The organism is Streptococcus sp. 11-4097 (assembly GCF_018215285.2).
GTDB lineage: Bacteria > Bacillota > Bacilli > Lactobacillales > Streptococcaceae > Streptococcus.
This window is the reverse complement of the sequence record NZ_CP185262.1, coordinates 1,916,088-1,940,654: the sequence shown is the minus strand read 5'-3', so window position 1 is coordinate 1,940,654 and position 24,567 is coordinate 1,916,088. Positions and strand designations below refer to the sequence as shown.

36 protein-coding genes and 1 pseudogene are annotated in these 24,567 nt (G+C 38.9%); 31 read left to right on the top strand and 6 right to left on the bottom strand.

Features of this window, described 5'->3' with window-relative positions; genetic code table 11:
• Nucleotides 1–111 precede the first annotated feature (111 nt).
• From rplO to leuS, 13 genes are all read left to right on the top strand, one after another.
• Nucleotides 112–552, top strand: coding sequence for a 50S ribosomal protein L15 (rplO, locus tag KB197_RS09565; RefSeq protein WP_000766089.1), 441 nt, complete (start codon nt 112–114; stop codon nt 550–552).
• Between the two features lie 12 nt (nt 553–564).
• Nucleotides 565–1,875, top strand: coding sequence for a preprotein translocase subunit SecY (gene secY / locus KB197_RS09560; protein WP_212573991.1), 1,311 nt, complete (start codon nt 565–567; stop codon nt 1,873–1,875).
• Between the two features lie 150 nt (nt 1,876–2,025).
• Nucleotides 2,026–2,664, top strand: coding sequence for an adenylate kinase (locus tag KB197_RS09555; RefSeq protein WP_001050436.1), 639 nt, complete (start codon nt 2,026–2,028; stop codon nt 2,662–2,664).
• Between the two features lie 116 nt (nt 2,665–2,780).
• On the top strand, nt 2,781–2,999 hold the full coding sequence (gene infA, locus KB197_RS09550; protein WP_001029883.1) for a translation initiation factor IF-1: 219 nt from the start codon (nt 2,781–2,783) through the stop codon (nt 2,997–2,999).
• 24 nt (nt 3,000–3,023) lie between these two features.
• Nucleotides 3,024–3,140, top strand: a complete 117-nt coding sequence (gene rpmJ / locus KB197_RS09545; RefSeq protein WP_001808836.1) for a 50S ribosomal protein L36 — start codon at nt 3,024–3,026, stop codon at nt 3,138–3,140.
• 17 nt (nt 3,141–3,157) lie between these two features.
• On the top strand, nt 3,158–3,523 hold the full coding sequence (rpsM, locus tag KB197_RS09540; protein WP_000090781.1) for a 30S ribosomal protein S13: 366 nt from the start codon (nt 3,158–3,160) through the stop codon (nt 3,521–3,523).
• Between the two features lie 17 nt (nt 3,524–3,540).
• On the top strand, nt 3,541–3,924 hold the full coding sequence (gene rpsK / locus KB197_RS09535; RefSeq protein WP_001118385.1) for a 30S ribosomal protein S11: 384 nt from the start codon (nt 3,541–3,543) through the stop codon (nt 3,922–3,924).
• A gap of 42 nt (nt 3,925–3,966) precedes the next feature.
• Nucleotides 3,967–4,902: a DNA-directed RNA polymerase subunit alpha gene (locus KB197_RS09530; protein ID WP_000568988.1), complete on the top strand. Its 936-nt coding sequence runs from the start codon at nt 3,967–3,969 to the stop codon at nt 4,900–4,902.
• Between the two features lie 11 nt (nt 4,903–4,913).
• A complete protein-coding gene (gene rplQ, locus KB197_RS09525) occupies nt 4,914–5,300 on the top strand; it encodes a 50S ribosomal protein L17 (protein ID WP_000331493.1) in 387 nt (128 codons plus the stop codon).
• A 264-nt stretch (nt 5,301–5,564) separates the two neighbouring features.
• The gene (locus KB197_RS09520) at nt 5,565–5,831 is read left to right on the top strand and encodes an ACT domain-containing protein (protein WP_000644120.1); all 267 of its coding nucleotides are present in this window, start codon (nt 5,565–5,567) and stop codon (nt 5,829–5,831) included.
• Nucleotides 5,832–5,840: 9 nt separating this feature from the next.
• Nucleotides 5,841–7,178 carry a PFL family protein gene (locus KB197_RS09515; protein WP_000354926.1) on the top strand — a complete coding sequence of 446 codons (1,338 nt, stop codon included), beginning with the start codon at nt 5,841–5,843 and terminating at the stop codon, nt 7,176–7,178.
• 244 nt (nt 7,179–7,422) lie between these two features.
• Nucleotides 7,423–8,115 (top strand): histidine phosphatase family protein, encoded by a 693-nt coding sequence (locus KB197_RS09510; RefSeq protein ID WP_212573992.1) that lies wholly within the window; start codon nt 7,423–7,425, stop codon nt 8,113–8,115.
• A 160-nt stretch (nt 8,116–8,275) separates the two neighbouring features.
• Complete coding sequence (gene leuS / locus KB197_RS09505) at nt 8,276–10,777, top strand: leucine--tRNA ligase (protein WP_212573993.1); 2,502 nt, start codon at nt 8,276–8,278, stop codon at nt 10,775–10,777.
• A 228-nt stretch (nt 10,778–11,005) separates the two neighbouring features.
• Here leuS and KB197_RS09500 read toward each other — a convergent pair whose 3' ends face one another.
• The 5 genes from KB197_RS09500 to KB197_RS09480 all read right to left on the bottom strand — a co-directional run bounded on the left by KB197_RS09500 (nt 11,006) and on the right by KB197_RS09480 (nt 14,850).
• Nucleotides 11,006–12,109 carry a site-specific integrase gene (locus KB197_RS09500; protein WP_212574066.1) on the bottom strand — a complete coding sequence of 368 codons (1,104 nt, stop codon included), beginning with the start codon at nt 12,107–12,109 and terminating at the stop codon, nt 11,006–11,008.
• A gap of 254 nt (nt 12,110–12,363) precedes the next feature.
• Nucleotides 12,364–13,107 (bottom strand): type II toxin-antitoxin system PemK/MazF family toxin, encoded by a 744-nt coding sequence (locus KB197_RS09495; RefSeq protein WP_212574065.1) that lies wholly within the window; start codon nt 13,105–13,107, stop codon nt 12,364–12,366.
• A gap of 66 nt (nt 13,108–13,173) precedes the next feature.
• Complete coding sequence (locus tag KB197_RS09490) at nt 13,174–14,076, bottom strand: HIRAN domain-containing protein (RefSeq protein ID WP_421127635.1); 903 nt, start codon at nt 14,074–14,076, stop codon at nt 13,174–13,176.
• A 23-nt stretch (nt 14,077–14,099) separates the two neighbouring features.
• On the bottom strand, nt 14,100–14,480 hold the full coding sequence (locus tag KB197_RS09485; protein ID WP_212574063.1) for an ImmA/IrrE family metallo-endopeptidase: 381 nt from the start codon (nt 14,478–14,480) through the stop codon (nt 14,100–14,102).
• 7 nt (nt 14,481–14,487) lie between these two features.
• Entirely contained in the window at nt 14,488–14,850 is a 363-nt protein-coding gene (locus tag KB197_RS09480) for a helix-turn-helix transcriptional regulator (protein WP_212574062.1), read from the bottom strand.
• A 296-nt stretch (nt 14,851–15,146) separates the two neighbouring features.
• Here KB197_RS09480 and KB197_RS09475 point away from each other — a divergent pair, with 296 nt between their 5' ends.
• Nucleotides 15,147–15,269 carry a hypothetical protein gene (locus KB197_RS09475; protein WP_421127633.1) on the top strand — a complete coding sequence of 41 codons (123 nt, stop codon included), beginning with the start codon at nt 15,147–15,149 and terminating at the stop codon, nt 15,267–15,269.
• 19 nt (nt 15,270–15,288) lie between these two features.
• On the opposite strand, the gene KB197_RS09470 is transcribed toward KB197_RS09475, so the two are convergent.
• Nucleotides 15,289–15,585 carry a hypothetical protein gene (locus KB197_RS09470; RefSeq protein ID WP_084868160.1) on the bottom strand — a complete coding sequence of 99 codons (297 nt, stop codon included), beginning with the start codon at nt 15,583–15,585 and terminating at the stop codon, nt 15,289–15,291.
• Between the two features lie 64 nt (nt 15,586–15,649).
• On the opposite strand from KB197_RS09470, the gene KB197_RS09465 reads away from it, so the two are divergent.
• From KB197_RS09465 to KB197_RS09385, 17 genes and pseudogenes are all read left to right on the top strand, one after another.
• Complete coding sequence (locus KB197_RS09465) at nt 15,650–15,841, top strand: DNA-binding protein (protein WP_212574061.1); 192 nt, start codon at nt 15,650–15,652, stop codon at nt 15,839–15,841.
• Nucleotides 15,842–15,916: 75 nt separating this feature from the next.
• On the top strand, nt 15,917–16,183 hold the full coding sequence (locus KB197_RS09460; protein WP_212574060.1) for a helix-turn-helix domain-containing protein: 267 nt from the start codon (nt 15,917–15,919) through the stop codon (nt 16,181–16,183).
• Between the two features lie 17 nt (nt 16,184–16,200).
• Nucleotides 16,201–16,629 (top strand): hypothetical protein, encoded by a 429-nt coding sequence (locus KB197_RS09455; protein WP_212574059.1) that lies wholly within the window; start codon nt 16,201–16,203, stop codon nt 16,627–16,629.
• Complete coding sequence (locus KB197_RS09450; RefSeq protein WP_212574058.1) at nt 16,626–16,964, top strand: hypothetical protein; 339 nt, start codon at nt 16,626–16,628, stop codon at nt 16,962–16,964. Before KB197_RS09455 ends, KB197_RS09450 begins: the two co-directional genes overlap by 4 nt.
• Nucleotides 16,961–18,295, top strand: coding sequence for a replicative DNA helicase (gene dnaB / locus KB197_RS09445; protein WP_212574057.1), 1,335 nt, complete (start codon nt 16,961–16,963; stop codon nt 18,293–18,295). Before KB197_RS09450 ends, dnaB begins: the two co-directional genes overlap by 4 nt.
• A gap of 3 nt (nt 18,296–18,298) precedes the next feature.
• Nucleotides 18,299–19,093 (top strand): conserved phage C-terminal domain-containing protein, encoded by a 795-nt coding sequence (locus tag KB197_RS09440; RefSeq protein WP_212574056.1) that lies wholly within the window; start codon nt 18,299–18,301, stop codon nt 19,091–19,093.
• The gene (locus KB197_RS09435; protein WP_212574055.1) at nt 19,094–19,915 is read left to right on the top strand and encodes an ATP-binding protein; all 822 of its coding nucleotides are present in this window, start codon (nt 19,094–19,096) and stop codon (nt 19,913–19,915) included. It begins immediately after the preceding gene.
• Complete coding sequence (locus KB197_RS09430; RefSeq protein ID WP_212574054.1) at nt 19,915–20,589, top strand: DNA methyltransferase; 675 nt, start codon at nt 19,915–19,917, stop codon at nt 20,587–20,589. Before KB197_RS09435 ends, KB197_RS09430 begins: the two co-directional genes overlap by 1 nt.
• Before the next feature lie 21 nt (nt 20,590–20,610).
• Nucleotides 20,611–21,397 (top strand): annotated as a pseudogene (locus KB197_RS09425) (DNA methyltransferase).
• On the top strand, nt 21,387–21,803 hold the full coding sequence (gene ssb, locus KB197_RS09420; RefSeq protein WP_212574052.1) for a single-stranded DNA-binding protein: 417 nt from the start codon (nt 21,387–21,389) through the stop codon (nt 21,801–21,803). The pseudogene KB197_RS09425 and the gene ssb overlap by 11 nt, the downstream one beginning before the upstream one ends.
• A 13-nt stretch (nt 21,804–21,816) precedes the next feature.
• Entirely contained in the window at nt 21,817–22,101 is a 285-nt protein-coding gene (locus tag KB197_RS09415; RefSeq protein ID WP_212574051.1) for a hypothetical protein, read from the top strand.
• Nucleotides 22,101–22,871, top strand: a complete 771-nt coding sequence (locus tag KB197_RS09410) for a DUF1642 domain-containing protein (protein ID WP_212574050.1) — start codon at nt 22,101–22,103, stop codon at nt 22,869–22,871. Before KB197_RS09415 ends, KB197_RS09410 begins: the two co-directional genes overlap by 1 nt.
• The gene (locus tag KB197_RS09405; RefSeq protein ID WP_212574049.1) at nt 22,871–23,035 is read left to right on the top strand and encodes a hypothetical protein; all 165 of its coding nucleotides are present in this window, start codon (nt 22,871–22,873) and stop codon (nt 23,033–23,035) included. Before KB197_RS09410 ends, KB197_RS09405 begins: the two co-directional genes overlap by 1 nt.
• Nucleotides 23,036–23,047: 12 nt before the next feature.
• Nucleotides 23,048–23,296, top strand: a complete 249-nt coding sequence (locus KB197_RS09400; protein ID WP_212574048.1) for a DUF1372 family protein — start codon at nt 23,048–23,050, stop codon at nt 23,294–23,296.
• Nucleotides 23,293–23,529: a DUF3310 domain-containing protein gene (locus tag KB197_RS09395; RefSeq protein ID WP_212574047.1), complete on the top strand. Its 237-nt coding sequence runs from the start codon at nt 23,293–23,295 to the stop codon at nt 23,527–23,529. Before KB197_RS09400 ends, KB197_RS09395 begins: the two co-directional genes overlap by 4 nt.
• Nucleotides 23,519–23,683, top strand: a complete 165-nt coding sequence (locus KB197_RS09390; RefSeq protein ID WP_212574046.1) for a hypothetical protein — start codon at nt 23,519–23,521, stop codon at nt 23,681–23,683. Before KB197_RS09395 ends, KB197_RS09390 begins: the two co-directional genes overlap by 11 nt.
• A 17-nt stretch (nt 23,684–23,700) precedes the next feature.
• Nucleotides 23,701–24,564, top strand: a complete 864-nt coding sequence (locus tag KB197_RS09385; RefSeq protein ID WP_212574045.1) for a prohibitin family protein — start codon at nt 23,701–23,703, stop codon at nt 24,562–24,564.
• Nucleotides 24,565–24,567 lie beyond the last annotated feature (3 nt).

Genomic DNA, 24,567 nt, shown 5'->3' with positions numbered 1-24,567 from the left:
CTAAAACTAGATATAGTCATCTATGATGATGTCGTATAGGCGAGTTGATAAGGGAGACAACCTTTTCTCCCTTATCGGCGCTAGCATTTTACAAAAGAGGAGAAAATAAAAATGAAACTTCATGAATTAAAACCTGCAGAAGGTTCTCGTAAAGTACGTAACCGCGTTGGTCGTGGTACTTCATCAGGTAACGGTAAAACATCTGGTCGTGGTCAAAAAGGTCAAAAAGCTCGTAGCGGTGGCGGAGTTCGCCTTGGTTTTGAAGGTGGACAAACTCCATTGTTCCGTCGTCTTCCAAAACGTGGATTCACTAACATCAACGCTAAAGAATACGCAATTGTGAACCTTGACCAATTGAACGTCTTTGAAGATGGTGCTGAAGTTACTCCAGTTGTTCTTATCGAAGCAGGAATTGTTAAAGCTGAAAAATCAGGTGTTAAAATTCTTGGTAACGGTGAGTTGACTAAGAAATTGACTGTTAAAGCAGCTAAATTCTCTAAATCAGCTGAAGAAGCTATCACTGCTAAAGGTGGTTCAGTAGAAGTCATCTAAGAGAGGTGACCTATGTTTTTTAAATTATTAAGAGAAGCTCTTAAAGTCAAGCAGGTTCGATCAAAAATTTTATTTACAATTTTTATCGTGTTGGTCTTTCGTATCGGGACTAGTATTACAGTTCCTGGTGTGAATGCCAATAGCTTGAATGCTTTAAGTGGATTATCCTTCTTAAACATGTTGAGCTTGGTGTCAGGGAATGCCATGAAAAACTTTTCAGTTTTTGCTCTTGGTGTTAGCCCCTACATTACGGCCTCTATCGTTGTCCAACTCTTGCAAATGGATATTTTACCCAAGTTTGTAGAGTGGGGTAAACAAGGGGAAGTAGGTCGAAGAAAATTAAATCAAGCTACTCGTTATATTGCTCTTGTTCTAGCCTTTGTGCAATCTATCGGGATTACAGCTGGTTTTAATACTTTGGCTGGAGCTCAATTGTTGAAAACAGCTCTTACTCCACAAGTCTTTATCATGATTGGTATCATCTTAACAGCTGGTAGTATGATTGTGACATGGTTGGGAGAGCAAATTACAGATAAGGGATACGGAAATGGTGTTTCTATGATTATCTTTGCCGGGATTGTTGCTTCAATTCCAGAGATGATTCAGGGCATCTATGTAGACTACTTTGTAAACGTTCCAAGTAGCCGTATCAACTCATCTATCATTTTCGTAATCATCTTGATTATTGCTGTATTGTTGATCATTTACTTTACAACTTATGTTCAACAAGCAGAATACAAAATTCCAATCCAATATACGAAGGTTGCACAAGGTGCTCCATCTAGCTCTTACCTTCCATTGAAGGTAAACCCTGCTGGAGTTATCCCTGTTATCTTCGCAAGTTCGATTACTGCAGCGCCTGCGGCTATTCTTCAGTTTTTGAGCGCTACAGGTCATGATTGGGCTTGGGTAAGAACAGCACAAGAAATGCTGGCAACAACTTCACCAACTGGTATTGCCATGTATGCTTTGTTGATTATTCTCTTTACATTCTTCTACACGTTTGTACAGATTAATCCTGAAAAAGCGGCAGAGAACCTACAAAAGAGCGGTGCCTATATCCACGGAGTTCGTCCTGGTAAAGGTACAGAAGAATATATGTCTAAACTTCTTCGTCGTCTTGCAACTGTTGGTTCTCTCTTCCTTGGTGTGATTTCTATTTTACCGATTGTAGCAAAAGATTTCTTTGGACTTTCAGAGGCAGTTGCTTTTGGAGGAACCAGTCTTTTGATCATTATCTCTACAGGTATTGAAGGAATCAAACAATTGGAAGGTTACCTATTGAAACGTAAGTATGTTGGTTTCATGGATAGAACAGAATAAAAGCATTTACTGACTCAGTAAATGCTGAGGGAGTGGAGGTTTAAACTCTGACATTTGTGAGAGTTTGGTCTCCCCTCTTCTATTTTGTTTTTAAATAGGGGTGAAAAGACTTTTTGCTTCTATTTAAAAATAAAATAAGGAGATCAAATCATGAATCTTTTGATTATGGGCTTACCTGGTGCAGGTAAGGGAACTCAAGCAGCAAAAATTGTAGAACAATTCCATGTTGCACATATCTCAACAGGTGATATGTTCCGTGCTGCTATGGCAAATCAAACTGAAATGGGTGTTCTTGCTAAGTCATACATTGACAAGGGTGAATTGGTTCCTGATGAAGTTACAAATGGAATCGTAAAAGAACGTCTTTCACAAGATGATATTAAAGAAACAGGATTCTTGTTGGATGGTTACCCACGTACAATCGAACAAGCTCATGCCTTGGACAAAACATTGGCTGAACTTGGCATTGAACTAGAGGGTGTCATCAACATTGAAGTGAATCCAGATAGCCTCTTGGAACGTTTAAGTGGCCGTATTATCCACCGCGTAACTGGAGAAACTTTCCACAAGGTCTTTAACCCACCAGTTGACTATAAAGAAGAAGATTATTACCAACGTGAAGATGATAAACCTGAGACAGTGAAACGTCGTTTGGATGTTAATATTGCTCAAGGAGAACCAATCATTGCTCACTACCGTGCCAAAGGTTTGGTTCATGACATCGAAGGTAATCAAGATATCAATGATGTCTTCTCAGATATCGAAAAAGTATTGACAAATTTGAAATAAAGCGTTTTTCACACTTGCAAAAATCCGCTACAAATGTTATACTGAGATAGTCTGACTTATAATTGTTGTCTCTGTGTCTAGAGGCATCGAATCGAAATTTATGGAGGTGCTTTTGCGTGGCAAAAGACGATGTGATTGAAGTTGAAGGCAAAGTAGTTGATACAATGCCGAATGCAATGTTTACGGTTGAACTTGAAAATGGACATCAGATTTTAGCAACAGTTTCTGGTAAAATTCGTAAAAACTATATTCGTATTTTAGCGGGAGATCGTGTTACTGTCGAAATGAGTCCATATGACTTGACACGTGGACGTATCACTTACCGCTTTAAATAATCGAAAAACTTGGAGGGATAAGAAATGAAAGTAAGACCATCGGTCAAACCAATTTGCGAATACTGTAAAGTTATTCGTCGTAATGGTCGTGTTATGGTAATTTGCCCAGCAAATCCAAAACACAAACAACGTCAAGGATAAGATAGAAAGGAGAAAACATGGCTCGTATTGCTGGAGTTGACATTCCAAATGACAAACGCGTAGTAATCTCATTGACTTATGTTTATGGTATCGGACTTGCAACATCTAAGAAAATTTTGGCTGCTGCTGGAATCTCAGAAGATGTTCGTGTACGTGATCTTACATCAGATCAAGAAGATGCTATCCGTCGTGAAGTGGATGCAATCAAAGTTGAAGGTGACCTTCGTCGTGAAGTAAACTTGAACATCAAACGTTTGATGGAAATCGGTTCATACCGTGGTATCCGTCACCGTCGTGGACTTCCTGTCCGTGGACAAAACACTAAAAACAACGCTCGCACTCGTAAAGGTAAAGCTGTTGCGATTGCTGGTAAGAAAAAATAATATAGGAGGTAAAAGTCTTGGCTAAACCAACACGTAAACGTCGTGTGAAAAAGAATATCGAATCTGGTATTGCTCATATTCACGCTACATTTAATAACACTATTGTTATGATTACTGATGTGCATGGTAATGCAATTGCTTGGTCATCAGCTGGTGCTCTTGGTTTCAAAGGTTCTCGTAAATCTACACCATTCGCTGCTCAAATGGCTTCTGAAGCTGCTGCTAAATCTGCACAAGAACACGGTCTTAAATCAGTTGAAGTTACTGTAAAAGGTCCAGGTTCTGGTCGTGAGTCAGCTATTCGTGCGCTTGCTGCCGCTGGTCTTGAAGTAACAGCAATTCGTGATGTGACTCCAGTGCCACACAATGGTGCTCGTCCTCCAAAACGTCGCCGTGTATAATCATCGCATTACACTGCTTTTCGTTTAAGAGGGAGTAACTAAATGATCGAGTTTGAAAAACCAAATATAACAAAAATTGATGAAAATAAAGATTATGGCAAGTTTGTAATCGAACCACTTGAACGTGGCTACGGTACAACTCTTGGTAACTCTCTTCGTCGTGTACTTCTAGCTTCTCTACCAGGAGCAGCTGTGACATCTATCAATATTGATGGTGTGTTACATGAGTTTGACACAGTTCCAGGTGTTCGTGAAGACGTGATGCAAATCATTCTGAACATTAAAGGAATTGCAGTGAAATCGTACGTTGAAGACGAAAAAATCATCGAACTAGATGTTGAAGGTCCTGCTGAAGTAACAGCTGGTGACATTTTGACAGATAGCGATATCGAAATTGTAAATCCAGATCATTATCTTTTTACAATCGGTGAAGGTTCTTCTCTAAAAGCGACTATGACTGTTAACAGTGGTCGTGGATATGTACCTGCTGATGAAAATAAAAAAGATAATGCACCAGTTGGAACACTTGCTGTAGATTCTATTTATACACCAGTTACAAAAGTCAACTATCAAGTGGAACCTGCTCGTGTAGGTAGCAATGATGGATTTGACAAATTAACCCTTGAAATCTTGACAAATGGAACAATTATTCCAGAAGATGCTTTAGGGCTTTCAGCACGTATTTTGACAGAACATCTTGATTTGTTTACAAATCTTACTGAGATTGCTAAGTCAACTGAAGTGATGAAAGAAGCTGATACTGAATCTGACGACCGTATTTTGGATCGTACGATTGAGGAACTGGACTTGTCTGTGCGTTCATACAACTGTTTGAAACGTGCCGGTATCAATACTGTGCATGATTTGACAGAAAAATCTGAAGCAGAGATGATGAAAGTACGAAATCTTGGACGCAAGAGTTTGGAAGAAGTGAAACTCAAACTCATTGATTTGGGTCTTGGATTAAAAGATAAATAAAGGAGGAATAAATGGCTTACCGTAAACTAGGACGCACTAGCTCACAACGTAAAGCAATGCTTCGCGATTTGACAACTGACCTTTTGATCAACGAATCAATCGTGACAACTGAAGCTCGTGCTAAAGAAATCCGTAAAACTGTTGAAAAAATGATTACTCTAGGTAAACGTGGTGATTTGCATGCACGTCGTCAAGCAGCTGCTTTCGTACGTAATGAAATCGCATCTGAAAACTATGATGAAGCAACTGATAAGTACACTTCTACTACAGCACTTCAAAAATTGTTCTCAGAAATTGCACCTCGTTATGCTGAACGTAACGGTGGATACACTCGTATCCTTAAAACTGAACCACGTCGTGGTGATGCAGCGCCAATGGCGATCATCGAATTAGTATAAAATCATCAATTTTGTTGAGTGTTATGATGATGGAGTCTTGTGCTCTTAGTCTAGCTCTGGTCTACCGCTAGGATTTCGGTCCTAGCGGGAACACTCATCATAAGTTGGGATAGTAGACGCTTGTTTACGAAATTGTTTTTTTCTTAAGAACAACTTCGTAAGCAGGCGTTTTTGAGTATTTTAGTTAGAATTATGCTATACTATTTGAAAAGAATCCTGTTTAATGTTCAGGTTTCCTATTAAAAGAAGAATTGGAGTTTGCTTATGAAAGCGATTATAACTGTTGTTGGTAAAGATAAATCTGGAATTGTTGCAGGTGTTTCTGGTAAAATAGCAGAATTGGGTTTGAATATTGATGATATCTCTCAAACTGTCTTGGATGAATATTTCACGATGATGGCTGTCGTCTCTAGTGATGAAAAGCAAGATTTTACACGTCTTCGTAATGAATTTGAAGCTTTTGGGCAAATTTTGAATGTGAAAATCAACATTCAGAGTGCAGCGATTTTCGAAGCTATGTATAATATCTAGGAGGTTATCATGGATATTAGACAAGTTACTGAAACCATCTCCATGATTGAGGAGCAAAACTTCGATATCAGAACTATTACCATGGGGATTTCCCTATTGGACTGTATCGATCCGGATATCAATCGTGCTGCGGAGAAAATTTATCAAAAGATTAGGACCAAGGCAGCTAATTTAGTGGCTGTTGGCGATGAAATTGCGGCTGAGTTGGGGATTCCAATCGTTAATAAGCGTGTATCGGTGACTCCTATTTCTCTGATTGGGGCGGCGACAGATGCGACAGACTATGTGGTTCTGGCAAAAGCACTTGATAAGGCTGCGAAAGAGATTGGTGTGGACTTTATTGGTGGTTTTTCAGCCTTGGTACAAAAGGGTTATCAAAAGGGAGATGAGATTCTTATCAATTCTATTCCTCGTGCTTTGGCTGAAACGGATAAGGTCTGCTCGTCAGTCAATATAGGCTCAACCAAGTCTGGTATCAATATGACGGCTGTCGCAGATATGGGACGAGTTATCAAGGAAACGGCAACTCTATCTGATATGGGGGCAGCTAAGTTGGTTGTATTCGCTAATGCTGTTGAGGACAATCCATTTATGGCGGGTGCCTTCCATGGTGTTGGGGAGGCAGATGTTATCATCAATGTCGGAGTTTCTGGTCCTGGTGTGGTGAAACGTGCCTTGGAAAAAGTTCGTGGACAGAGCTTTGATGTAGTAGCAGAAACAGTCAAGAAAACTGCCTTTAAAATCACTCGTATCGGTCAATTGGTTGGTCAAATGGCCAGTGAGAGACTGGGTGTGGAGTTTGGTATTGTGGACTTGAGTTTGGCACCAACACCTGCAGTTGGAGACTCTGTGGCACGTGTCCTTGAGGAAATGGGGCTAGAGACAGTTGGTACGCATGGAACGACGGCTGCCTTGGCTCTCTTGAACGACCAAGTTAAGAAGGGCGGAGTTATGGCTTGCAACCAAGTTGGTGGTTTGTCTGGTGCCTTTATCCCTGTTTCAGAGGATGAAGGAATGATTGCTGCAGTGCAAAATGGCTCTCTTAATTTGGAAAAACTAGAAGCTATGACGGCTATCTGTTCCGTTGGTTTGGATATGATTGCCATCCCAGAAGATACTCCTGCTGAAACCATTGCAGCTATGATTGCGGATGAGGCTGCAATTGGTGTCATTAACATGAAGACAACGGCTGTTCGTATCATTCCAAAAGGAAAAGAAGGAGATATGATTGAGTTTGGTGGCCTATTAGGAACTGCACCTGTTATGAAAGTCAATGGGGCTTCGTCTGTCGATTTCATTTCTCGTGGGGGACAAATCCCAGCACCAATTCATAGTTTTAAAAATTAAGAAAATAGGAGAAATTTTAAGTTCTATTTAAGGTTGGATGTGTATACTATAATCATTAAATAAAGACCTCCTAATATTATTTGAAACAGATAACACTGATTTAGTTTGAATTTGATTTTCATCTAATATCTTTATTTAATAGAACTCCTAAACTTTTTCATAATAATCTCCTGCAAAAGTCACCTGTCTGGGTGGCTTTTGTTTTATCATCCATGATATAATAGAAGCAAACGGAGGACGGAAAATGGTAAAAGTACGATTGTATTTGGTACGTCATGGCAAGACTATGTTTAACACGATTGGTCGCGCGCAAGGTTGGAGCGATACTCCTTTAACGGCTGAAGGTGAGCGAGGGATTCAAGAATTAGGAATCGGTTTGCGAGAATCTGGTCTACAGTTTGATCGCGCTTATTCCAGTGATTCTGGCCGCACCATTCAGACAATGGGAATTATTCTTGAAGAACTTGGTTTGCAGGGGAAAATCCCTTATCGCATGGACAAACGTATCAGAGAATGGTGTTTTGGTAGCTTTGACGGAGCTTATGATGGTGATCTTTTCATGGGCATTATTCCTCGTATCTTTAATGTGGATCATGTTCACCAATTGTCTTATGCTGAACTGGCTGAGGGGTTGGTAGAGGTCGATACAGCTGGTTGGGCTGAAGGATGGGAAAAACTCAGTGGCCGAATCAAGGAAGGTTTTGAAGCGATTGCCAAAGAAATGGAAGAGCAAGGTGGGGGCAATGCCCTAGTCGTGAGCCACGGAATGACCATTGGAACCATTGTGTATCTGATTAATGGCATGCATCCGCATGGTCTCGATAATGGTAGCGTGACGATACTTGAATATGAGGACGGCCAGTTTAGCGTAGAAGTTGTCGGTGACAGTAGTTACCGACAACTAGGACGGGAGAAAATGGAAGAGACAAATAGTTAATAGAAGTTAGCTCCAAATGGGGGCTAATTTTTTATACTGCTACATAAGCTGGATTTGCGATTCGGTCTTTCTTGCCATCCAAGTCCAAAAGAACATTTCTCGTCTTTCAAATTCCCTCAAAAATGGTATAATAGTAACATCACAAAATTGGAGAGAGACCATGAGTTTTTACAATCATAAAGAAATTGAGCCTAAGTGGCAGGGCTACTGGGCAGAACATCATACATTTAAGACTGGAACGGATGCATCAAAACCGAAGTTTTATGCTCTCGATATGTTCCCTTATCCGTCTGGAGCGGGTCTGCACGTAGGACACCCAGAAGGCTACACTGCAACCGATATCCTCAGCCGTTACAAACGTGCGCAAGGCTACAATGTTCTTCACCCAATGGGTTGGGATGCTTTTGGTTTGCCTGCAGAGCAATACGCTATGGATACAGGTAATGACCCAGCAGAATTTACAGCAGAGAATATTGCCAACTTCAAACGCCAAATCAATGCACTTGGATTTTCTTATGACTGGGATCGTGAAGTCAATACGACAGATCCAAACTACTACAAGTGGACTCAGTGGATTTTCACTAAACTTTACGAAAAAGGCTTGGCCTATGAAGCGGAAGTGCCAGTAAACTGGGTTGAGGAATTGGGAACAGCTATCGCCAACGAAGAAGTTCTTCCTGACGGAACTTCTGAACGTGGAGGCTATCCAGTTGTCCGCAAACCAATGCGTCAATGGATGCTTAAAATCACGGCCTATGCAGAACGCTTGCTTAATGACTTGGATGAGTTGGATTGGCCAGAGTCTATCAAGGACATGCAACGCAACTGGATTGGTAAATCAACTGGTGCCAATGTAACCTTCAAAGTTAAGGGAACAGACAAGGAATTCACAGTCTTTACCACTCGTCCTGACACCCTTTTCGGTGCGACTTTCACAGTCTTGGCTCCTGAGCATGATTTGGTTGACGCTATCACAAGTCCGGAGCAAGCAGAGGCTGTAGCAGACTACAAACACCAAGCTAGTCTCAAGTCTGACTTGGCTCGTACAGATCTTGCTAAGGAAAAAACAGGAGTTTGGACTGGTGCTTATGCCATCAACCCTGTCAATGGCAAGGAAATTCCAATCTGGATTGCGGACTATGTTCTTGCTAGCTATGGGACAGGTGCGGTAATGGCTGTACCTGCTCATGACCAACGTGACTGGGAATTTGCCAAACAATTTGACCTTCCAATCGTAGAAGTACTTGAAGGTGGAAATGTTGAAGAAGCTGCCTACACAGAAGATGGGCTTCATGTCAATTCAGACTTCCTAGATGGACTCAACAAAGAAGACGCTATTGCCAAGATTGTGGCTTGGTTGGAAGAGAAAGGTTGTGGACAAGAGAAGGTTACCTACCGTCTCCGCGACTGGCTCTTTAGTCGTCAACGTTACTGGGGTGAGCCAATTCCAATCATTCATTGGGAAGATGGAACTTCAACAGCTGTTCCTGAAAGTGAATTGCCACTTGTCTTGCCTGTAACCAAGGACATCCGTCCTTCAGGTACTGGGGAAAGTCCACTAGCTAATTTGACAGACTGGCTTGAAGTGACTCGTGAAGATGGTGTCAAGGGTCGTCGTGAAACAAACACCATGCCACAATGGGCTGGCTCAAGCTGGTACTACCTCCGCTATATTGACCCACACAATACTGAGAAATTGGCTGATGAGGACCTCCTGAAACAATGGTTGCCAGTAGATATCTACGTGGGTGGTGCAGAGCATGCTGTACTTCACTTGCTTTATGCTCGTTTCTGGCATAAATTCCTCTATGACCTCGGTGTGGTTCCAACAAAAGAGCCATTCCAAAAACTCTTTAACCAAGGAATGATCTTGGGAACAAGCTACCGTGATCACCGTGGGGCTCTTGTGGCGACTGACAAGGTTGAAAAACGTGAAGGTTCCTTCTTCCATGTGGAAACAGGAGAGGAGTTGGAGCAAGCGCCAGCCAAGATGTCTAAATCCCTCAAGAACGTTGTTAACCCAGATGATGTGGTGGAACAATACGGTGCTGATACTCTTCGTGTCTATGAAATGTTCATGGGACCACTTGATGCTTCAATTGCTTGGTCAGAAGAAGGTCTGGAAGGAAGCCGTAAGTTCCTTGACCGTGTTTACCGTTTGATTACAAGTAAAGAAATCGTTGCGGAAAACAATCGTGCTCTTGACAAGGTCTACAATGAAACAGTCAAAGCTGTCACAGAGCAAATCGAGTCTATGAAATTCAACACAGCTATTGCCCAACTCATGGTCTTTGTCAACGCTGCTAACAAGGAAGACAAGCTCTATGTGGACTACGCCAAAGGCTTTATCCAATTGATTGCTCCATTTGCACCTCACTTGGCAGAAGAACTCTGGCAAACTGTTGCAGCAACAGGTGAGTCAATCTCTTACGTGGCTTGGCCAACATGGGACGAAAGTAAATTGGTTGAAGACGAAATCGAAATCGTTGTCCAAATCAAAGGAAAAGTCCGTGCTAAACTCATGGTCGCTAAAGACCTATCACGCGAAGAATTGCAAGAAATTGCTCTAGCGGATGAAAAAGTCAAAGCAGAAATTGACGGTAAGGACATCGTGAAAGTGATTGCGGTACCTAACAAACTCGTTAATATTGTCGTTAAATAACGAGTTTGTTAGCTCTATCTGCCACCTTCAATAGTCCACTGGACTATTGAAGCCAACTAAATTGGTTAATATTGTTGTGAAATAATTGTAGACTATAGATGATTAAACAAGAAACAAGTTTCTGTTTACCCAATCGCTAAATAATCGCTCTAAGTAGTATTAAATAAGGCTTTCCGAGTTTTTCGGAGAGCCTCTTTTTTATTTTGGTACCCACTTTGGTACCCATTTCTAAAATCCGATATAAGTTGCAAATTTATTGGCTACTTCATTCTTTGCTTTTTGAGTGACGTGAGCGTATATATCCATTGTTGTTTGGATATTCTCGTGACCAAGTCTTTCCTGAACTTCTTTGATAGTGGCTCCAGCTTCAAAGAGCAAAGAACAATGTGTGTGCCTAAATCCATGAGGTGTGATTCGTTTAAAGTCTGGGTATTTCCTCCAAATTCTATTCAGCATATTATTGACATGAACAATACTTCTAGGACATCCCTCTTCGTTTTTAAAAAGGAGTCCTTTAGTACTAAACTTGTGCCATTCTTTTAAAACTTCAATTGTCTTTTTATCCAGAGTAATTACTCGAGCACTCTTTTTGGTTTTTGGTGTTTGGAAAATTAGTTTATTATCTTCACCCTTTGCTAGCGTCTGCTTAACAGTAATCTGTCCATTCTTCAAATCTACATCCAACCATCTCAAAGCACTGATTTCATTCTTTCTCATGCCAGTGAAAGCAAGCAGTCTAAAATAAGTCATCATCTCTATATCATCGAAGCCTTTAACGATTTCAAAAAACTCTTGCAACTCTTCTTTGTTGTAGAACTTTTCCAGTTCATCTGTATTATTTTTTTGTCGTTTAGGCTTCAGTGTCTTTCTCATTGGATTGTTTTCAATCAACTCCATAGAAATGGCATAGTCAAATATTTGATTAGCTATGCTGATGATACCAAAAAATCTTTTGTATTCATCCGCCCATTTATTAACTTGTGTCTGGCACATAGATAGAGTGATTTTATTTATTGGTTTATCTCCAAAATTAGGGATAATCCATTTATCTGCAATATTTACTTGACTGACGTAAGTAGACTCTTTGACAGTATGCTTATAATGTCCTTTCCAAACCTCGTAAACTTGCTCAAAAGTGGTAGTAGTATTCTTAGACCTAAAACTTTTCTTCTCGTAATCGGTCAAACATTTAGCTTCAGCAAGTCTAGCTTCTCGCTCTGTCTTGAAGCCTCGCCTCTTTGTAATAATCTTTTTATTTGTTAGTGGATCTATTCCATGATAGGCTTTAAAGTAATAAGCAGTAGTTCCATTCTTTTGATATTTTCCAATCATTGATTTTTACCCTCATTTCTGATAAAATGGGTATAGTAAAGAGGGCTTTTTAATGCCTTTTACTATCCTGATTGCCTCACGCTCAGAGTCGCCAAACTTTGCGAGTGTGGGGCTTTTTTTGTTTAAGTTCAACAAAAAACGGTAACTAAATTTATAGTTACCGTTTCTGCGTGGCAGCTTGTGCCAACCAGATTATTTGCACTAGGATTTATCCTAGGTTAGTAACTATATGTTATCAAATATGTGTCATTTTGTCAAATAAGATAGCGTGCTTTAATTTCATCGCTTAAAATTTTCATCTGTGGTTCAAGTATTTGTGCAACACCAATTCCATCTAGAAGATTGTTTTTCTTAAAAATCTTCACTTTGTCAATAGTTGTAATCGAATCTAATTTCGCATAGGTTGTTTTATCTAGGTCAGATATATATTTTTCAAGACGTTCACCAGCCAATAAAATATTATCTGCGAGTTTTTGAACAAGGTCTATTGCACGTTCCTTCTCGTCTAATCGACCTTCTTTCTCTAATTTTGCGATAAGTTCGTCAAAATCATCATATTCTCCAAAATGTGCTACCAGTTCATTTTTAACCTTATCTTCAGCCGCTTTGATGAGGTTCATAGTTAGTATGCTAAGACCCTCAGCTAAGTTAAACTCTAGTGGTAAGTTGTCGTATCCAGGTTTAGATGTTAAAGGAATAACCGTGATAGTGTTTCTATTCCTTTTGTCTCCTTTGCTAAGCGTAATAGCATAATGAGGTGCAGAAAATTCTGATCCAAAATTTATGCCAAAATCAACATAGACAAGTGTTCCGTAAGGGAATACTCTATTTCTACGACGTTTTCCTTGAATCTCACGCTCTAATTGATTGCTATAGTTGGTCATACTTTGACCAAGTCTAGAGGTTTTGAAGTGATTTGGATTTTCAACAGTCAGTTGTTTCATTTTATCTGTTGAAACTGTCAATTTATCAAGATTATTTTTATCAAACTTTTCCATTTTCTACCCCTCTATACAGTATGTTCTCATGATCTCCTCAGCCAAAATTTGAGTGTGGGGATTTTTTTATTTTTTGGCTAGGCGCCATACTGTTAAATCTAGATAATACGTTAATTCTTTTTCACGAGAAATAACTCTCTCGGTTTCGATGTTTAGTGTTTTGTATGGTCCACCCCTACCAGTAAGGATTGCATCGTATCTGTAATTTGAATTCGCTATGTACGATGAAATTTGTGAAGCAATAGAAGCTGGTATATATCCAACAAAAATATTATTTACTAAAACCTGAACAGCGTTCTTGTCATGAGGATTCGATGGTTCTGGCAATAGATGAACATCTACTGTTTTTAATTTATTGTATTTATAAACAGGTTTATATGTTTCGAGCATATAAGATTTCAAAGATTTATTATCTTTTCCAAAATAATGGACACCCTTGGAAAGAAAATCAGCAGCAGCTTCAGCTTCTTCTTTATGATAATTTGTTCCCATTAACAAGAAGTCTTCTCGGAAAACAATTGTATCAATCTGTGGACTGTAATTTTCAACTTTCTTCTTTTTCTCTCGCTTTGCTGTTAAACGGCCAATAATGTAACTTATAAAACCTGTAATGAACAAGAAGAAGCCGAGAGGCGGAAATAAAAATAAGAAAATTGCACCTAGGACCATTAGCACAATGCCAGCTTCTTTATATTCTTTGGGAGTGTGTTGCTTTTTACCGTTAGATAACAAAATAGATTGTTGTTTGTTTGTAACTACTTTTTTCTTTCTCTTTTTAGACGGTTTCAGTAAATCAGAAAGTCCAAATGTTGTCTTATGATAGACCTTGTTATACACGGCTTTCTTGGGATTTTTTATCCATCCCATCCCTTTCTTGCCATAGCCAGGGATAATAGCTTTTTTGGCTTGTCTTTTCCATTTGCTAGTAGTTCTAGCTTTTAGGCTTTTAGTTAGACTTGGTTTTCTCATTCCTATTTTCATATTTTTTCTACCTATCCTACAAGTGCTAAATACTCTTCCTTAACCATAACTTCATCAGCTATAGTTTTTAGATTGTATTTTTCCATAAATGCTAAATAATTGAAAGTGCTAGTATCTTCAGCGATATCTAGTTCTGCTTTCATGAGATGATGAATCATGTTGCGATTTGCTTCCAGCTCGCATCTCTCACGGAAATTTTCGTAAATATCTGTCGAGTGGTTGCGATGCCCTATTTCATGCAGAGCGACTTGAACCCTCTTATCTTCAGAGATTGCGTCGCTAAGGAACATTGTTTTTAAAGTAGGAATATAAAATGCTTCATCAGGAAATAAGACATCTTCAAAGACCTCTATTTTGATGCCTAGATTGTAGGCTAATTCCTTTTCTGTCATAAATTATTTATCCTTTTCGTAGATAAATTTCGATAATATTCTGGATTGCTTTCTTATCTTCATCTGATAATGGCTTACCATTGAAGCGCATAGCAGTTGAAGCGAGTTCTTCAACATTTACCTCTTTGCCTTCAAAAAAGAATTGCTCTTTTGAGTTGGCGATGTTGGGGTTATCTGTACGACCAAGTAAGTAGTCTGTAGATACGTTGAAGTAGTCTGCGATTTTGGATATATGTTCAGCAGATGGAGTCTTTTTATTTTTAAGACTGTAAATGTAATTTTTTCCCAAACCAACCCTATCTTCTAAAGTGTTTAGAGAAATTCCCTGTTTTTTAGCTAAACTTTTAATTTTTTCGAATGTCTCAAACATTGATACATCAACCTTTCTGAAGCATTACAAAAAAATATTTTATTTTTTCGTCTAAAACACTTGACAAAAATTAGACGAACGACTAAAATAGTATTTGTAAGTAATTAACAACTAAAAAAACAACTAAGAAATAAATTATAAAAATGTTTTGGCGAACGGTATTTATAGATTTATTAGTGTTTTTATTATGCTTTCATTTTAGACGAACATCTAAAAAAAGTCAAGCGAAAAGATAAAAAATAGTTAAAAATTTAGTTGTTTCTTATTTACAAATAAATAGAGAGGGAGGGTAGGAAATGGAGGAAGAAGAAATAATTGAACTATTGAAATTCTTAACTACTGATTATGGACGAGGGTATCTAGCTGGATTAGTTGGCGGGATTTCAATAATTTTGAAAATTTTAAAAAAAGCAGAGTAAGTTCTCCGCTTTCATCGAATTATTTTGATAGCTTATCTACAGCCTTTTGAAGTTCTGTGATTCCGTTAACTGCTTGAGTAAGTTTATTGATATCAAGTTCACCTGTGAAAAATTTTGAAGTGATATCTACTTGCTGGCTTTGTTTTAAGGCATCCAGTTTCAATTCATGCTCTTTTTCAAGTCTTTGTAATTCGCTTTCAGATTGTGCCTTTAATTCTTTTATTTTGGAATCGGTTTGATGTTTATTTGCGAGATAAACAAGAAACGCAGGGACGCATGAAGTTAAAAAAGTTATCAAAATTTGATTTGTGTCCATATACTCACCTCCTTTCTGCTTATATTATAGCAAAAAGGAAAGAAGAAATAGAAAGGAGAAATTTATGCCAGATATCGCAAACGGTCGTGAAAAGGTTAATACTTTCTTGAAAGAGAAAGGAATAAAAAAAACAACTCTAGCGGTCGCTTATGGCTTTAAACGACAGGAAGTAACAAATATTCTAAGTGGGACGACAAAAGGTCCACGAGCGAACAGTTTCATTCTTCAGGTTATTGAAGATTATGGGATTGAGTAGCACAAAAAAGCACCTAACAGAAGTCAGGCGCATATCAAAATAACTAACTGAATTATATCACATAAGGAGGCTGTTGTGAATATTCTTAGCGAAGAATTTGAAAATAGTATCCGTTCAGTTGTAAGAGCTCAATTCAAAGACTCATTCGAAGAATTGTTAGAGCATGAGACAACAGAAAAACGATGGCTCTCTATCGAAAGCGCAGCAAATTATGCCGACTGTAGTGCTAACACTATCAGAAAATGGTTAAGAATGGGTTTGAATCTATATAAGATAGACGGAACTAAAAGAATTGATAAAAATGAATTGGATAACTTTGTGCAGTCGCACTTAGTAATTTAAAAATAGAAGGAAGAAAAATGACAGAACCTACAATTACAAGCCAGTTACTAGGCGCATTGACTATCTTCATTGGGTTGTTTATTCTGATGATTTTTACAAGTAAAAACGAATCAACAGTTGAACCGAAGACAGTAGTCATCATTGAAAAAGCAGAAGATTTCAGAGAAGTTGCACGAAGTAACTTGAAAAAGTGTGACAGAAAGTCAACTTATGACACCCAATCACCTGTCGGACTTCCTTCAACGATTGAGGATGTTCCTCAAGATTTTAGAACATGTATCGAAGATTATGACAGGCTCGCTCATGATTATCTGGAAGAAGTAGGTAACAATGATATTCTACGAAAACAAAATGCGAATCTCTTAGAAGAAAATGGGCGATTGATCTACAAAGAAATGACGATAGATTTTCGCCAGAATCCTAGAAAATGGAGGGCAAAGACATGACTGTTAGTCGTGACATGAGCGAGATGGAAATACGTGTGTTAAACATGATTATAAATTGTGCTACTTTCGATTTGCCCATTCAAGCGAGTGAAATCCGCTTAGAAACCGGACTATCGAAGCGTAAGCTGGAGGAGACTATTGAAAGCTTGCGTGTCAATTTTGGCCACCCTATCGTGGCTAAGAAGATGAAGCCAAATGGATATTACTTACCACGAAGCGAGGAGGAGCGACAAGCTGGTCTTGCCCCCTATCGTCGTCAAATCCTAACCGAGCAAAAGAATCTTGCTGCAGTAATGAATGTGGATTTAGAAAAATATTGGGGGAATAGCGCATGAGTGAAGATTTTAGAATACTACCTCATGATCTAGTCGCAGAGCAGTCTGTTCTTGGATCGGTATTTATCGCACCTGATACCATCATTTCATTGGCCGATGAATTGGTTCCTGAAGATTTTTATAAACCAGCCAACAAGATTGTATTTAAGACAATGTTGTCTCTCTTTAAAAAAGGCGAGCCAATTGATGCTACGACAATGGTTTCTGCTCTTACAAATCAGGGGCAGATTAAAGAAATTGGTGGCATAAATTATGTTGTCGAGTTAGTGAACTCCACACCAACTTCCAAAAATGTGGAGCACTACGCTAAGCTCGTAAAAGAAAAGGCTACGCTCCGAAAGGTAATCACTGATTTGTCAGAGTCTCTTTCTAGCGCATATCAAGGAGATGTATCAATCAGTGACATCATCTCAAAGACTGAAAAATCCATGCTTGATATCAGCAATCAAAATACGGGTACTGGATTTCGTAATGTGGCTGATATCCTTGATACACACATGCAGATGGTCGAGACTCGCTCTCAGACAGATGGAGTTGTGACAGGTCTATCTACTGGGTTCGTTGGACTGGACAAGATTACGACTGGTCTTCATGAGGACAACCTTATCATCCTTGCTGCTCGTCCTGCAATGGGGAAAACGGCGTTAGCTCTGAATATCGCTCAGTACATCGCTGTGAAAGAGAAAAAGCCTGTTGCTATTTTCTCGCTTGAAATGGGGGCGGAAAGCTTGATTGAGCGGATGTTAGCATCTGAGGGCATGGTAGAAGGGTATCATCTCAAAACTGGGAATCTGAGTGTTGAGGAATGGAGTAGGCTAGTGCATGCACAAGGGAATCTCTATGACGCTCCTATTTTTGTCGATGATACGGCTGGTATTCGTATCTCTGAGATACGGTCAAAGGCTCGTAAACTTGCCCAGGAAATGGGAGGTCTTGGAGTCATTATCATTGACTACTTGCAGTTGATCACTGGGTCGAAAGGCGAGAATCGTCAGCAGATTGTTTCTGAAATTTCAAGGGAATTGAAGATACTAGCAAAAGATTTGAAAGCACCTGTCATTGCTTTGTCGCAATTAAGTAGGGCGGTTGAGCAGAGACAAGACAAGCGTCCGATGTTAGCAGATTTGAGAGAATCAGGCTCGATTGAGCAAGATGCTGATATTGTAGCATTCTTGTATCGTGATGCCTATTATCAGAAAGAGCAAGCTGACAGTCAAGAAGCGAATAATGTGACGGAGCTGATCCTAGAAAAGAACCGGCACGGCAGTCTTGGTACAGTGAAGTTGTATTTTCACAAAGAATACACAAAATTTTCAAGTGTGGAGGAGTAGAAGATGGCTGAGACTTATTTTAAAAATGAAGTTGAAAAATTTCAATATTTTCAATTGCCTAAATGGCTCTTTAAGGAGCCTTATAAAAAGCTATCAAACAACGCTAAAATAATGTACGCCTTGCTTTATAATCGTTTGGACTTGTCTTTGGAGTCTAAGTGGCATGATCGAAATGGTCAAGTATTTATGTATTTTACAACGGCTGAATTTTGCGAAGAGTTGGGTTGTTCGGAGAAAACGGTAACCAAGATTAAAAAGGAACTTGTTACATCAGGTTTGTTGAGGGAAGAACGTCAGGGCTTGACTAAGCCAAATCGACTTTATATCCTTGGTCCAAAAATTATCAAGCGTGAACCTCCAGAACCGAAAAAAATACCGTCCAGAACCGTAGAGAATACCGCTCTGGATACGCAAGAAGTACAAACAATAAAGACTGATATTAGAAAGACTGATATAGATAATAATAAATTGTTGATTTATAAAGAAATTATCTCGTATTTAAACGAGATGACCAAATCAAGTTTCAGAGCTACTAATAAATCTACTCAAAAACTTATTGATGCAAGATTAAACGAAGGATATTCTGTAAGTGATTTGAAATTAGTCATCAAAGACAAGACAGATGAATGGATGCACAAGGTTGGTGTACCAGATTGGCAGAAGGATAAAGATATGACGAAATACCTCAGACCATCGACACTTTTTAAGGCATCTAAATTTGAAGAATACTTACAAAAAGCCTTAAAGAGTCAGCATTTAACTGAAAAAAACAAGGTTGACGAAAGGCTAGGATTTTAGATGAAACAGTTTAAACAATTCAAAACTAGAACAGTTCTTGACGATGTCTGTGAAATCCATGGATGCCATCTTTGGTCGGTTAAGATTCCTGTCAATGGGAAGGTTGAGGAAATCAGTCAATGTCCTGAATGCGAGAAAGAGAATATCCGACGTTTTGAAAAGCAACTAAATATGGAATCTGAGGTTAAAAGCAAGCTATCGGATACTTACGAAGTCTTTGCTCGTGATAGTATCGTTTCAACTAAGCTGGCCAGCAAGTCGCTACATGACTATGAGATTCGAGTTGACATTGATGAAAATGCTATGAATTTTGTGAAGCGGTTGGAGCGTTGTTATGCGAAAGGTGAGACTGGAAATGCTATCATCACTGGGCCTTCTGGTGTTGGTAAGAGTCATCTGACCTATGGCTTTGCTAGATTTCTCAATGAGCAATTTAAGTCTTATGATGAACCTAAAAGCGTGCTCTTTGTGTCTGTTGTGGCTTTGTTTGATAAGATTCGTGAAAGCTTTGAGTTTGACAATGGCTATTCAGAAGCTAAGATGGTCAAGCTATTGTCTGAGGTTGATTTTCTTTTCTTGGATGACCTTGGGAAAGAGAGTCGCAAGGCTGATACGAAGCGGAATGAGTGGGCGCATCAGATATTGTTCAAGATCCTGGATAATCGGACCAATACGATTATCAACACAAATTTGAGTAGTGAAGAGATTAAAGAGCTTTACTCGGATGATTTCGGCAACGGTGCTTTATCAAGTCGTATCTTTGAAGGAGCGACAGGCAGGTGCTTTGTGTATCCTGCTGGGATGAAGGATAGGAGGTATTGATGAGAGAGTTTTTTAACAACGATTGTATGGATATCATGAAACAATATCCTGATGATTACTTCGACCTAGCTATTGTTGATCCACCTTATTTTTCTGGTCCAGAAAAAAGAGAATACTATGGTCGCAAAGTTAGTCCGATTGGTGTCAATAGACTGTATGGCAAAATCTCAGAGTGGCAAATTCCAAATAGAGATTATTTTGATGAACTTTTCAGGGTATCTAAAAATCAAATCATTTGGGGTGTGAACTACTTCGACTACTCTTTTGGTCCTGGTCGCATTGTTTGGGACAAGGTTAATGGTCAATCAAGTTTTTCAGATTGTGAGATAGCATACTGCAGCTTACATGATAGTACACGTCTGTTTCGCTATATGTGGAATGGTATGATGCAAGGCAAGTCAATATCTGAAGGTCATATTCAGCAAGGAAATAAGGCATTGAATGAGGTTAGAATTCATCCGACTCAAAAACCAGTCAACCTATACATTTGGTTATTGCAAACTTACGCAAAAGAAGGCGATAAAATACTTGATACTCACGTCGGTTCAGCAAGTAGCTTAATTGCTTGTCAGGAGTTGGGTTTTGAATATGTCGGTTGCGAGCTTGATCAAGCTATTTTCAATCTTGCTCAACATAGACTTGAAGCTTATGAGAAGCAGTTGAAGTTATTTTAGGAGGTATTGATCATTAAAAAAATGACAGTTTGGGCGCTTTTTGATAGTGGAAATGGTTCTTACTTCAATGGCGCTAACTCTCTGAATAGTTCGGGGGGGGGCGAATATTGAAATCTATTCAATCGGAATGGATATAGAAAACAAGAACAATCATTTCATGAATCTGGACCTTGCTGATTACAAACGTTTATTTGGTGACAATACGCTCTTTGGTGAGTTAGACAAATTACCAAAACCTGACTTGATTATTGCTAGTCCACCATGCGAGTCCTGGTCAAATGCCTCTGCCATGGAAAATGGGAATGCGTGTTGGAAACGCAATGATGTGTCTGATAGCTTGTTCGCTCCACAAGTAAGACCTTCACCATTCACGATCAGGGCAAATCAGGATTACGAGTCAGCCTATATAAATTATCAGTACGACAGGCAATTTTTAAAAAGGATCAATGGGGAGCTAACAGCTTTCAACACAATAGAAATCATAAAAAGATATAGACCACAATTTTGGGTTATTGAGAATCCAGCAGCTGATAGACTGTGGCCATACATTGAGGATATTATTGGATTCAGAATTCCATACAAAAATCTAGCTAGATACAATAATTATGATTATCCTTTACAAAAACGGACGATTTTTGGAAGCAATATTGAACTTAATCTAAAGAATAAGATTATCAAGCAGGATATAGAGTGGAAGAACTTCTCAAAATCATACAACGAGAGAGCGAACATTCCTCAAAAACTTGTGATTGAGATTTTTGAGAAAGTATATAAAGAATTTTTAAAGGAGACTAAACATGATCAATAATGTGGTGTTAATTGGACGCTTAACTCGTGATCCAGAATTGCGATACACGCCGTCAAATGTTGCTGTTGCGACTTTCAACCTTGCAGTCAATCGGAATTTTAAAGGCGCAAACGGAGAGCGAGAGGCTGACTTCATCAATTGCATCATGTGGCGCAAGCAAGCTGAAAATTTTGCAAATTGGGTCAGAAAAGGCGCTCTTGTGGGAATCACAGGTCGCATCCAGACTCGTAGCTATGATAATCAGCAAGGACAACGTGTCTATGTGACAGAAGTAGTAGCCGAGGGTTTTCAAACGCTTGAAAAGAAGGATAATTCTGCGAACCAGTCAAGCATGGAAAACCAGATGCCACCAAGTTTTGGGACAACAAATCCTATGGATATTTCAGATGATGATTTGCCGTTTTAGTGAGGTGTGAAGGATGAAAAGAAAAAACTATATTATTTTTATCAGGCATTTAAAGAAAATAAAAGATTTAGTAGATTTTTATGAATACATTGCAGATTCAAGAGTTTGTGCAATTGCTATTTATTTATTTTTAATCGTATGCTCACCTTTTATTGCTTTGTTATTTCCAATCGCATACATAGAGCATTGTATTTATAAAAAAAGATTTATTAGGAAATCCGTTGAATATGATTGGTGTTCAAAGGAATATTTTGAAGATGTTGTTGATATCAAAAAAATTGAAAGTGAGGAATTTTAATGGGCGTACAGGAATTGATTGAGAAATATAAAAAATATGAAAATGCTTTATATGACATTGGAGCAAGAGTAGCTTGTCAGAATTTTTTAAAAGATTTGGAGCAACTAGATGAACCAGAAACAGGTCACGCAGACGAAGCACCTCGCTATGTCAAAAACATACTAGCTCGATTGCGAGAATTGCCATTGCATGACCGTGAAGTTTGGCTAAAGGCTATCATGAGTGAATTTGAACAGGATTTCAGCCATGCAAAAAGGCGTGAAGGCTACGAGCAAGGTAAATTTGAGGGAGAATGGGCTGGTCAGCAACTGAAAGATGCTGATAAGATTCGGCAAGAATTGAATAAACCAGTGATTCCGCAGTTGGTGGCGGATTGGTATGAAGACGTTGTAGATGAGTTCTATATTGTTTTAGAACGGCTTGTACTCAATTATCGAAATAATACTAATATGCCTATTTGCAAATGGTTTCTTGAAACTGAGGATGCTTTAAAAATTCTAATTAACATGCACCAGTTCGGCTACGAGGTCGAGAAAGAGAAAAAATACAAAATTACACTTCTAAACCGAAACGACGGGGACTTATATCTTGTCAACCAAAATGCTGACTTAGCAGATAAATACGGACATTTTTCTCCTGTAGTGCTGCTTTTCACAAAATGCACTAATTTTTCAGAAAAGTGCTATAAACTCACGGAAAAAGAAGTAGTTTCGCATGATTTCGGCTGGGTATTCGATTGCCCAGGAATCAAGATCGAGGAGGTGGAGTGATGGAACGACCTGGACGATACCCATCTGGACACTTCATTCCTGAACTTATTGAAGATGAAGATATTATCTTTAACAAAGATAGCGAATATCACAAGCAGAAGAAAAAAGAAAAGAAAAATCCCATTTTCAAAAGAAATAAACCCCGAAATAGATGGGCGCTTTGAGGAGGTGGAAGAATGAAACGCTTCTTAATTGGCTATGCCTTGCTTACTACTTGCCTATTGTTCATGCAGCGGTCAATGATAGACGAACGAGAAAACCCCTTGCTAGTCTATCATGCTGATAGTAAATATCAGATTACTGGCAAGGTTGAAGCTAAGAAGAAAATCGGAAGTTTGTTTACAATCACGGTTAACGGGAATGTGTTCGTGGTGAGTGAAGAACGATTTGAAAATATTGAGATAGGAGATGAGGTGATGTTATGAGCCTAGAAAAAATTGACAATGTAAACAATCCAAGCCACTACCAAGGTCGGTACGGTATGGAGTCCATAGATGCTTTAAGGAACTTCATGACACCAGAACAATTGAAAGGCTTCTTTTTAGGTAATAGCTTAAAATACCTACTAAGACACCAAAAGAAAAACGGTCTTGAAGACTTGAAAAAGGCACGTAAAAATCTGGATTGGCTGATTGAGGAGATGGAACATGAGAATTAAGACATCAAATGGATCCATCATCAACGTTGACAAGATAAAGCGTAGCATCACGATTGATGGTGTTGAATACGGTTCAGATTGTCGTGCTTTGGTCTCTAAGCACAGAGATGGTACAGGGACTATTACATTAGTATTTGAAGGAAAAATGATTTAAAAAAAGGAGTAAAAACAATGTTTACACAATACGATCACGAAACAGGGAAAACTAAACTTACAAAACTTGCAAAAGGTGGCATCATCACGGTTGTTGCTATTACTTCACTTGGAATTTTTCGTCTCACGGCCGTGAAGCGCATCCCAGCTAATACGGTTGGAGTAAAGGTCAGTGCGATCGGAGGTGTTCAAGAAAATACCCTACAAACAGGCTATCATCTTAAAATTCCTTTCATCGATACCGTCTATACTCTTTCGACTTCAGTTCAGACGAAGACGATGGAAAAAATCACAACTCAGACCAAAGATGGTCAATGGCTGAATACTAACATTGATGTAAAGTATCGAGTAAATAAAGAGAAAGCTATGACAGTTTTCTCAAATTATACGACTTTGGAAAATGTCAATGATAGTGTAGTATCTCCAGCAGTACAGCGAGCGATTGAGTCTGTTACAGGTAATTATGATATCTACGATATTCTTGGAAATAAACGGACAGAAGTCTATGAAGAGATTGACAAGGCGCTAAAAGAAAAATTTGAATCTTATGATCTTGAATTTGTTTCATTCACAATAACTGATCAGGATGCAGGAGATGAGATTGAAGCAGCAATCAAATCTGAATCTGTCAAACAGAAGGAAATTGACACAGCTAAACAGGAACAGGAAAAAGCTAAGGTCGAAGCGGATACTAAGAAGGTTCAAGCACAAGCTGAAGCGGATGCTGGGATCATCAAAGCAGAAGGTGAAGCCAAAGCTAACAAAGCTAAGTCAGACTCAATCACAGACAACCTTATCCGTATGAAAGAAGCAGAAGCCAGAGAGAAGCATGGCTGGGTTACTGTCAATGGAGCAGGTGGTGTGATTACAAATCATGAGTAAAAT

Coding starts and splice junctions, on each gene's coding strand:
- KB197_RS09435 (WP_212574055.1), top strand. CDS start 19,094: ATGAAACAGTTTAAACAATTCAAAACTAGAACAGTTCTTGACGATGTC.
- KB197_RS09395 (WP_212574047.1), top strand. CDS start 23,293: ATGAGCCTAGAAAAAATTGACAATGTAAACAATCCAAGCCACTACCAA.
- KB197_RS09490 (WP_421127635.1), bottom strand. CDS start 14,076: ATGAGAAAACCAAGTCTAACTAAAAGCCTAAAAGCTAGAACTACTAGC.
- KB197_RS09520 (WP_000644120.1), top strand. CDS start 5,565: ATGAAAGCGATTATAACTGTTGTTGGTAAAGATAAATCTGGAATTGTT.
- KB197_RS09405 (WP_212574049.1), top strand. CDS start 22,871: ATGGAACGACCTGGACGATACCCATCTGGACACTTCATTCCTGAACTT.
- KB197_RS09450 (WP_212574058.1), top strand. CDS start 16,626: ATGACTGTTAGTCGTGACATGAGCGAGATGGAAATACGTGTGTTAAAC.
- KB197_RS09415 (WP_212574051.1), top strand. CDS start 21,817: ATGAAAAGAAAAAACTATATTATTTTTATCAGGCATTTAAAGAAAATA.
- rpmJ (WP_001808836.1), top strand. CDS start 3,024: ATGAAAGTAAGACCATCGGTCAAACCAATTTGCGAATACTGTAAAGTT.
- KB197_RS09515 (WP_000354926.1), top strand. CDS start 5,841: ATGGATATTAGACAAGTTACTGAAACCATCTCCATGATTGAGGAGCAA.
- KB197_RS09430 (WP_212574054.1), top strand. CDS start 19,915: ATGAGAGAGTTTTTTAACAACGATTGTATGGATATCATGAAACAATAT.
- KB197_RS09465 (WP_212574061.1), top strand. CDS start 15,650: ATGCCAGATATCGCAAACGGTCGTGAAAAGGTTAATACTTTCTTGAAA.
- KB197_RS09495 (WP_212574065.1), bottom strand. CDS start 13,107: ATGGAAAAGTTTGATAAAAATAATCTTGATAAATTGACAGTTTCAACA.
- rpsM (WP_000090781.1), top strand. CDS start 3,158: ATGGCTCGTATTGCTGGAGTTGACATTCCAAATGACAAACGCGTAGTA.
- KB197_RS09470 (WP_084868160.1), bottom strand. CDS start 15,585: ATGGACACAAATCAAATTTTGATAACTTTTTTAACTTCATGCGTCCCT.
- secY (WP_212573991.1), top strand. CDS start 565: ATGTTTTTTAAATTATTAAGAGAAGCTCTTAAAGTCAAGCAGGTTCGA.
- KB197_RS09390 (WP_212574046.1), top strand. CDS start 23,519: ATGAGAATTAAGACATCAAATGGATCCATCATCAACGTTGACAAGATA.
- rplO (WP_000766089.1), top strand. CDS start 112: ATGAAACTTCATGAATTAAAACCTGCAGAAGGTTCTCGTAAAGTACGT.
- KB197_RS09440 (WP_212574056.1), top strand. CDS start 18,299: ATGGCTGAGACTTATTTTAAAAATGAAGTTGAAAAATTTCAATATTTT.
- KB197_RS09555 (WP_001050436.1), top strand. CDS start 2,026: ATGAATCTTTTGATTATGGGCTTACCTGGTGCAGGTAAGGGAACTCAA.
- KB197_RS09485 (WP_212574063.1), bottom strand. CDS start 14,480: ATGACAGAAAAGGAATTAGCCTACAATCTAGGCATCAAAATAGAGGTC.
- rplQ (WP_000331493.1), top strand. CDS start 4,914: ATGGCTTACCGTAAACTAGGACGCACTAGCTCACAACGTAAAGCAATG.
- KB197_RS09530 (WP_000568988.1), top strand. CDS start 3,967: ATGATCGAGTTTGAAAAACCAAATATAACAAAAATTGATGAAAATAAA.
- dnaB (WP_212574057.1), top strand. CDS start 16,961: ATGAGTGAAGATTTTAGAATACTACCTCATGATCTAGTCGCAGAGCAG.
- KB197_RS09500 (WP_212574066.1), bottom strand. CDS start 12,109: ATGATTGGAAAATATCAAAAGAATGGAACTACTGCTTATTACTTTAAA.
- leuS (WP_212573993.1), top strand. CDS start 8,276: ATGAGTTTTTACAATCATAAAGAAATTGAGCCTAAGTGGCAGGGCTAC.
- KB197_RS09455 (WP_212574059.1), top strand. CDS start 16,201: ATGACAGAACCTACAATTACAAGCCAGTTACTAGGCGCATTGACTATC.
- KB197_RS09510 (WP_212573992.1), top strand. CDS start 7,423: ATGGTAAAAGTACGATTGTATTTGGTACGTCATGGCAAGACTATGTTT.
- KB197_RS09385 (WP_212574045.1), top strand. CDS start 23,701: ATGTTTACACAATACGATCACGAAACAGGGAAAACTAAACTTACAAAA.
- KB197_RS09410 (WP_212574050.1), top strand. CDS start 22,101: ATGGGCGTACAGGAATTGATTGAGAAATATAAAAAATATGAAAATGCT.
- KB197_RS09475 (WP_421127633.1), top strand. CDS start 15,147: ATGGAGGAAGAAGAAATAATTGAACTATTGAAATTCTTAACTACTGAT.
- KB197_RS09480 (WP_212574062.1), bottom strand. CDS start 14,850: ATGTTTGAGACATTCGAAAAAATTAAAAGTTTAGCTAAAAAACAGGGA.
- ssb (WP_212574052.1), top strand. CDS start 21,387: ATGATCAATAATGTGGTGTTAATTGGACGCTTAACTCGTGATCCAGAA.
- KB197_RS09400 (WP_212574048.1), top strand. CDS start 23,048: ATGAAACGCTTCTTAATTGGCTATGCCTTGCTTACTACTTGCCTATTG.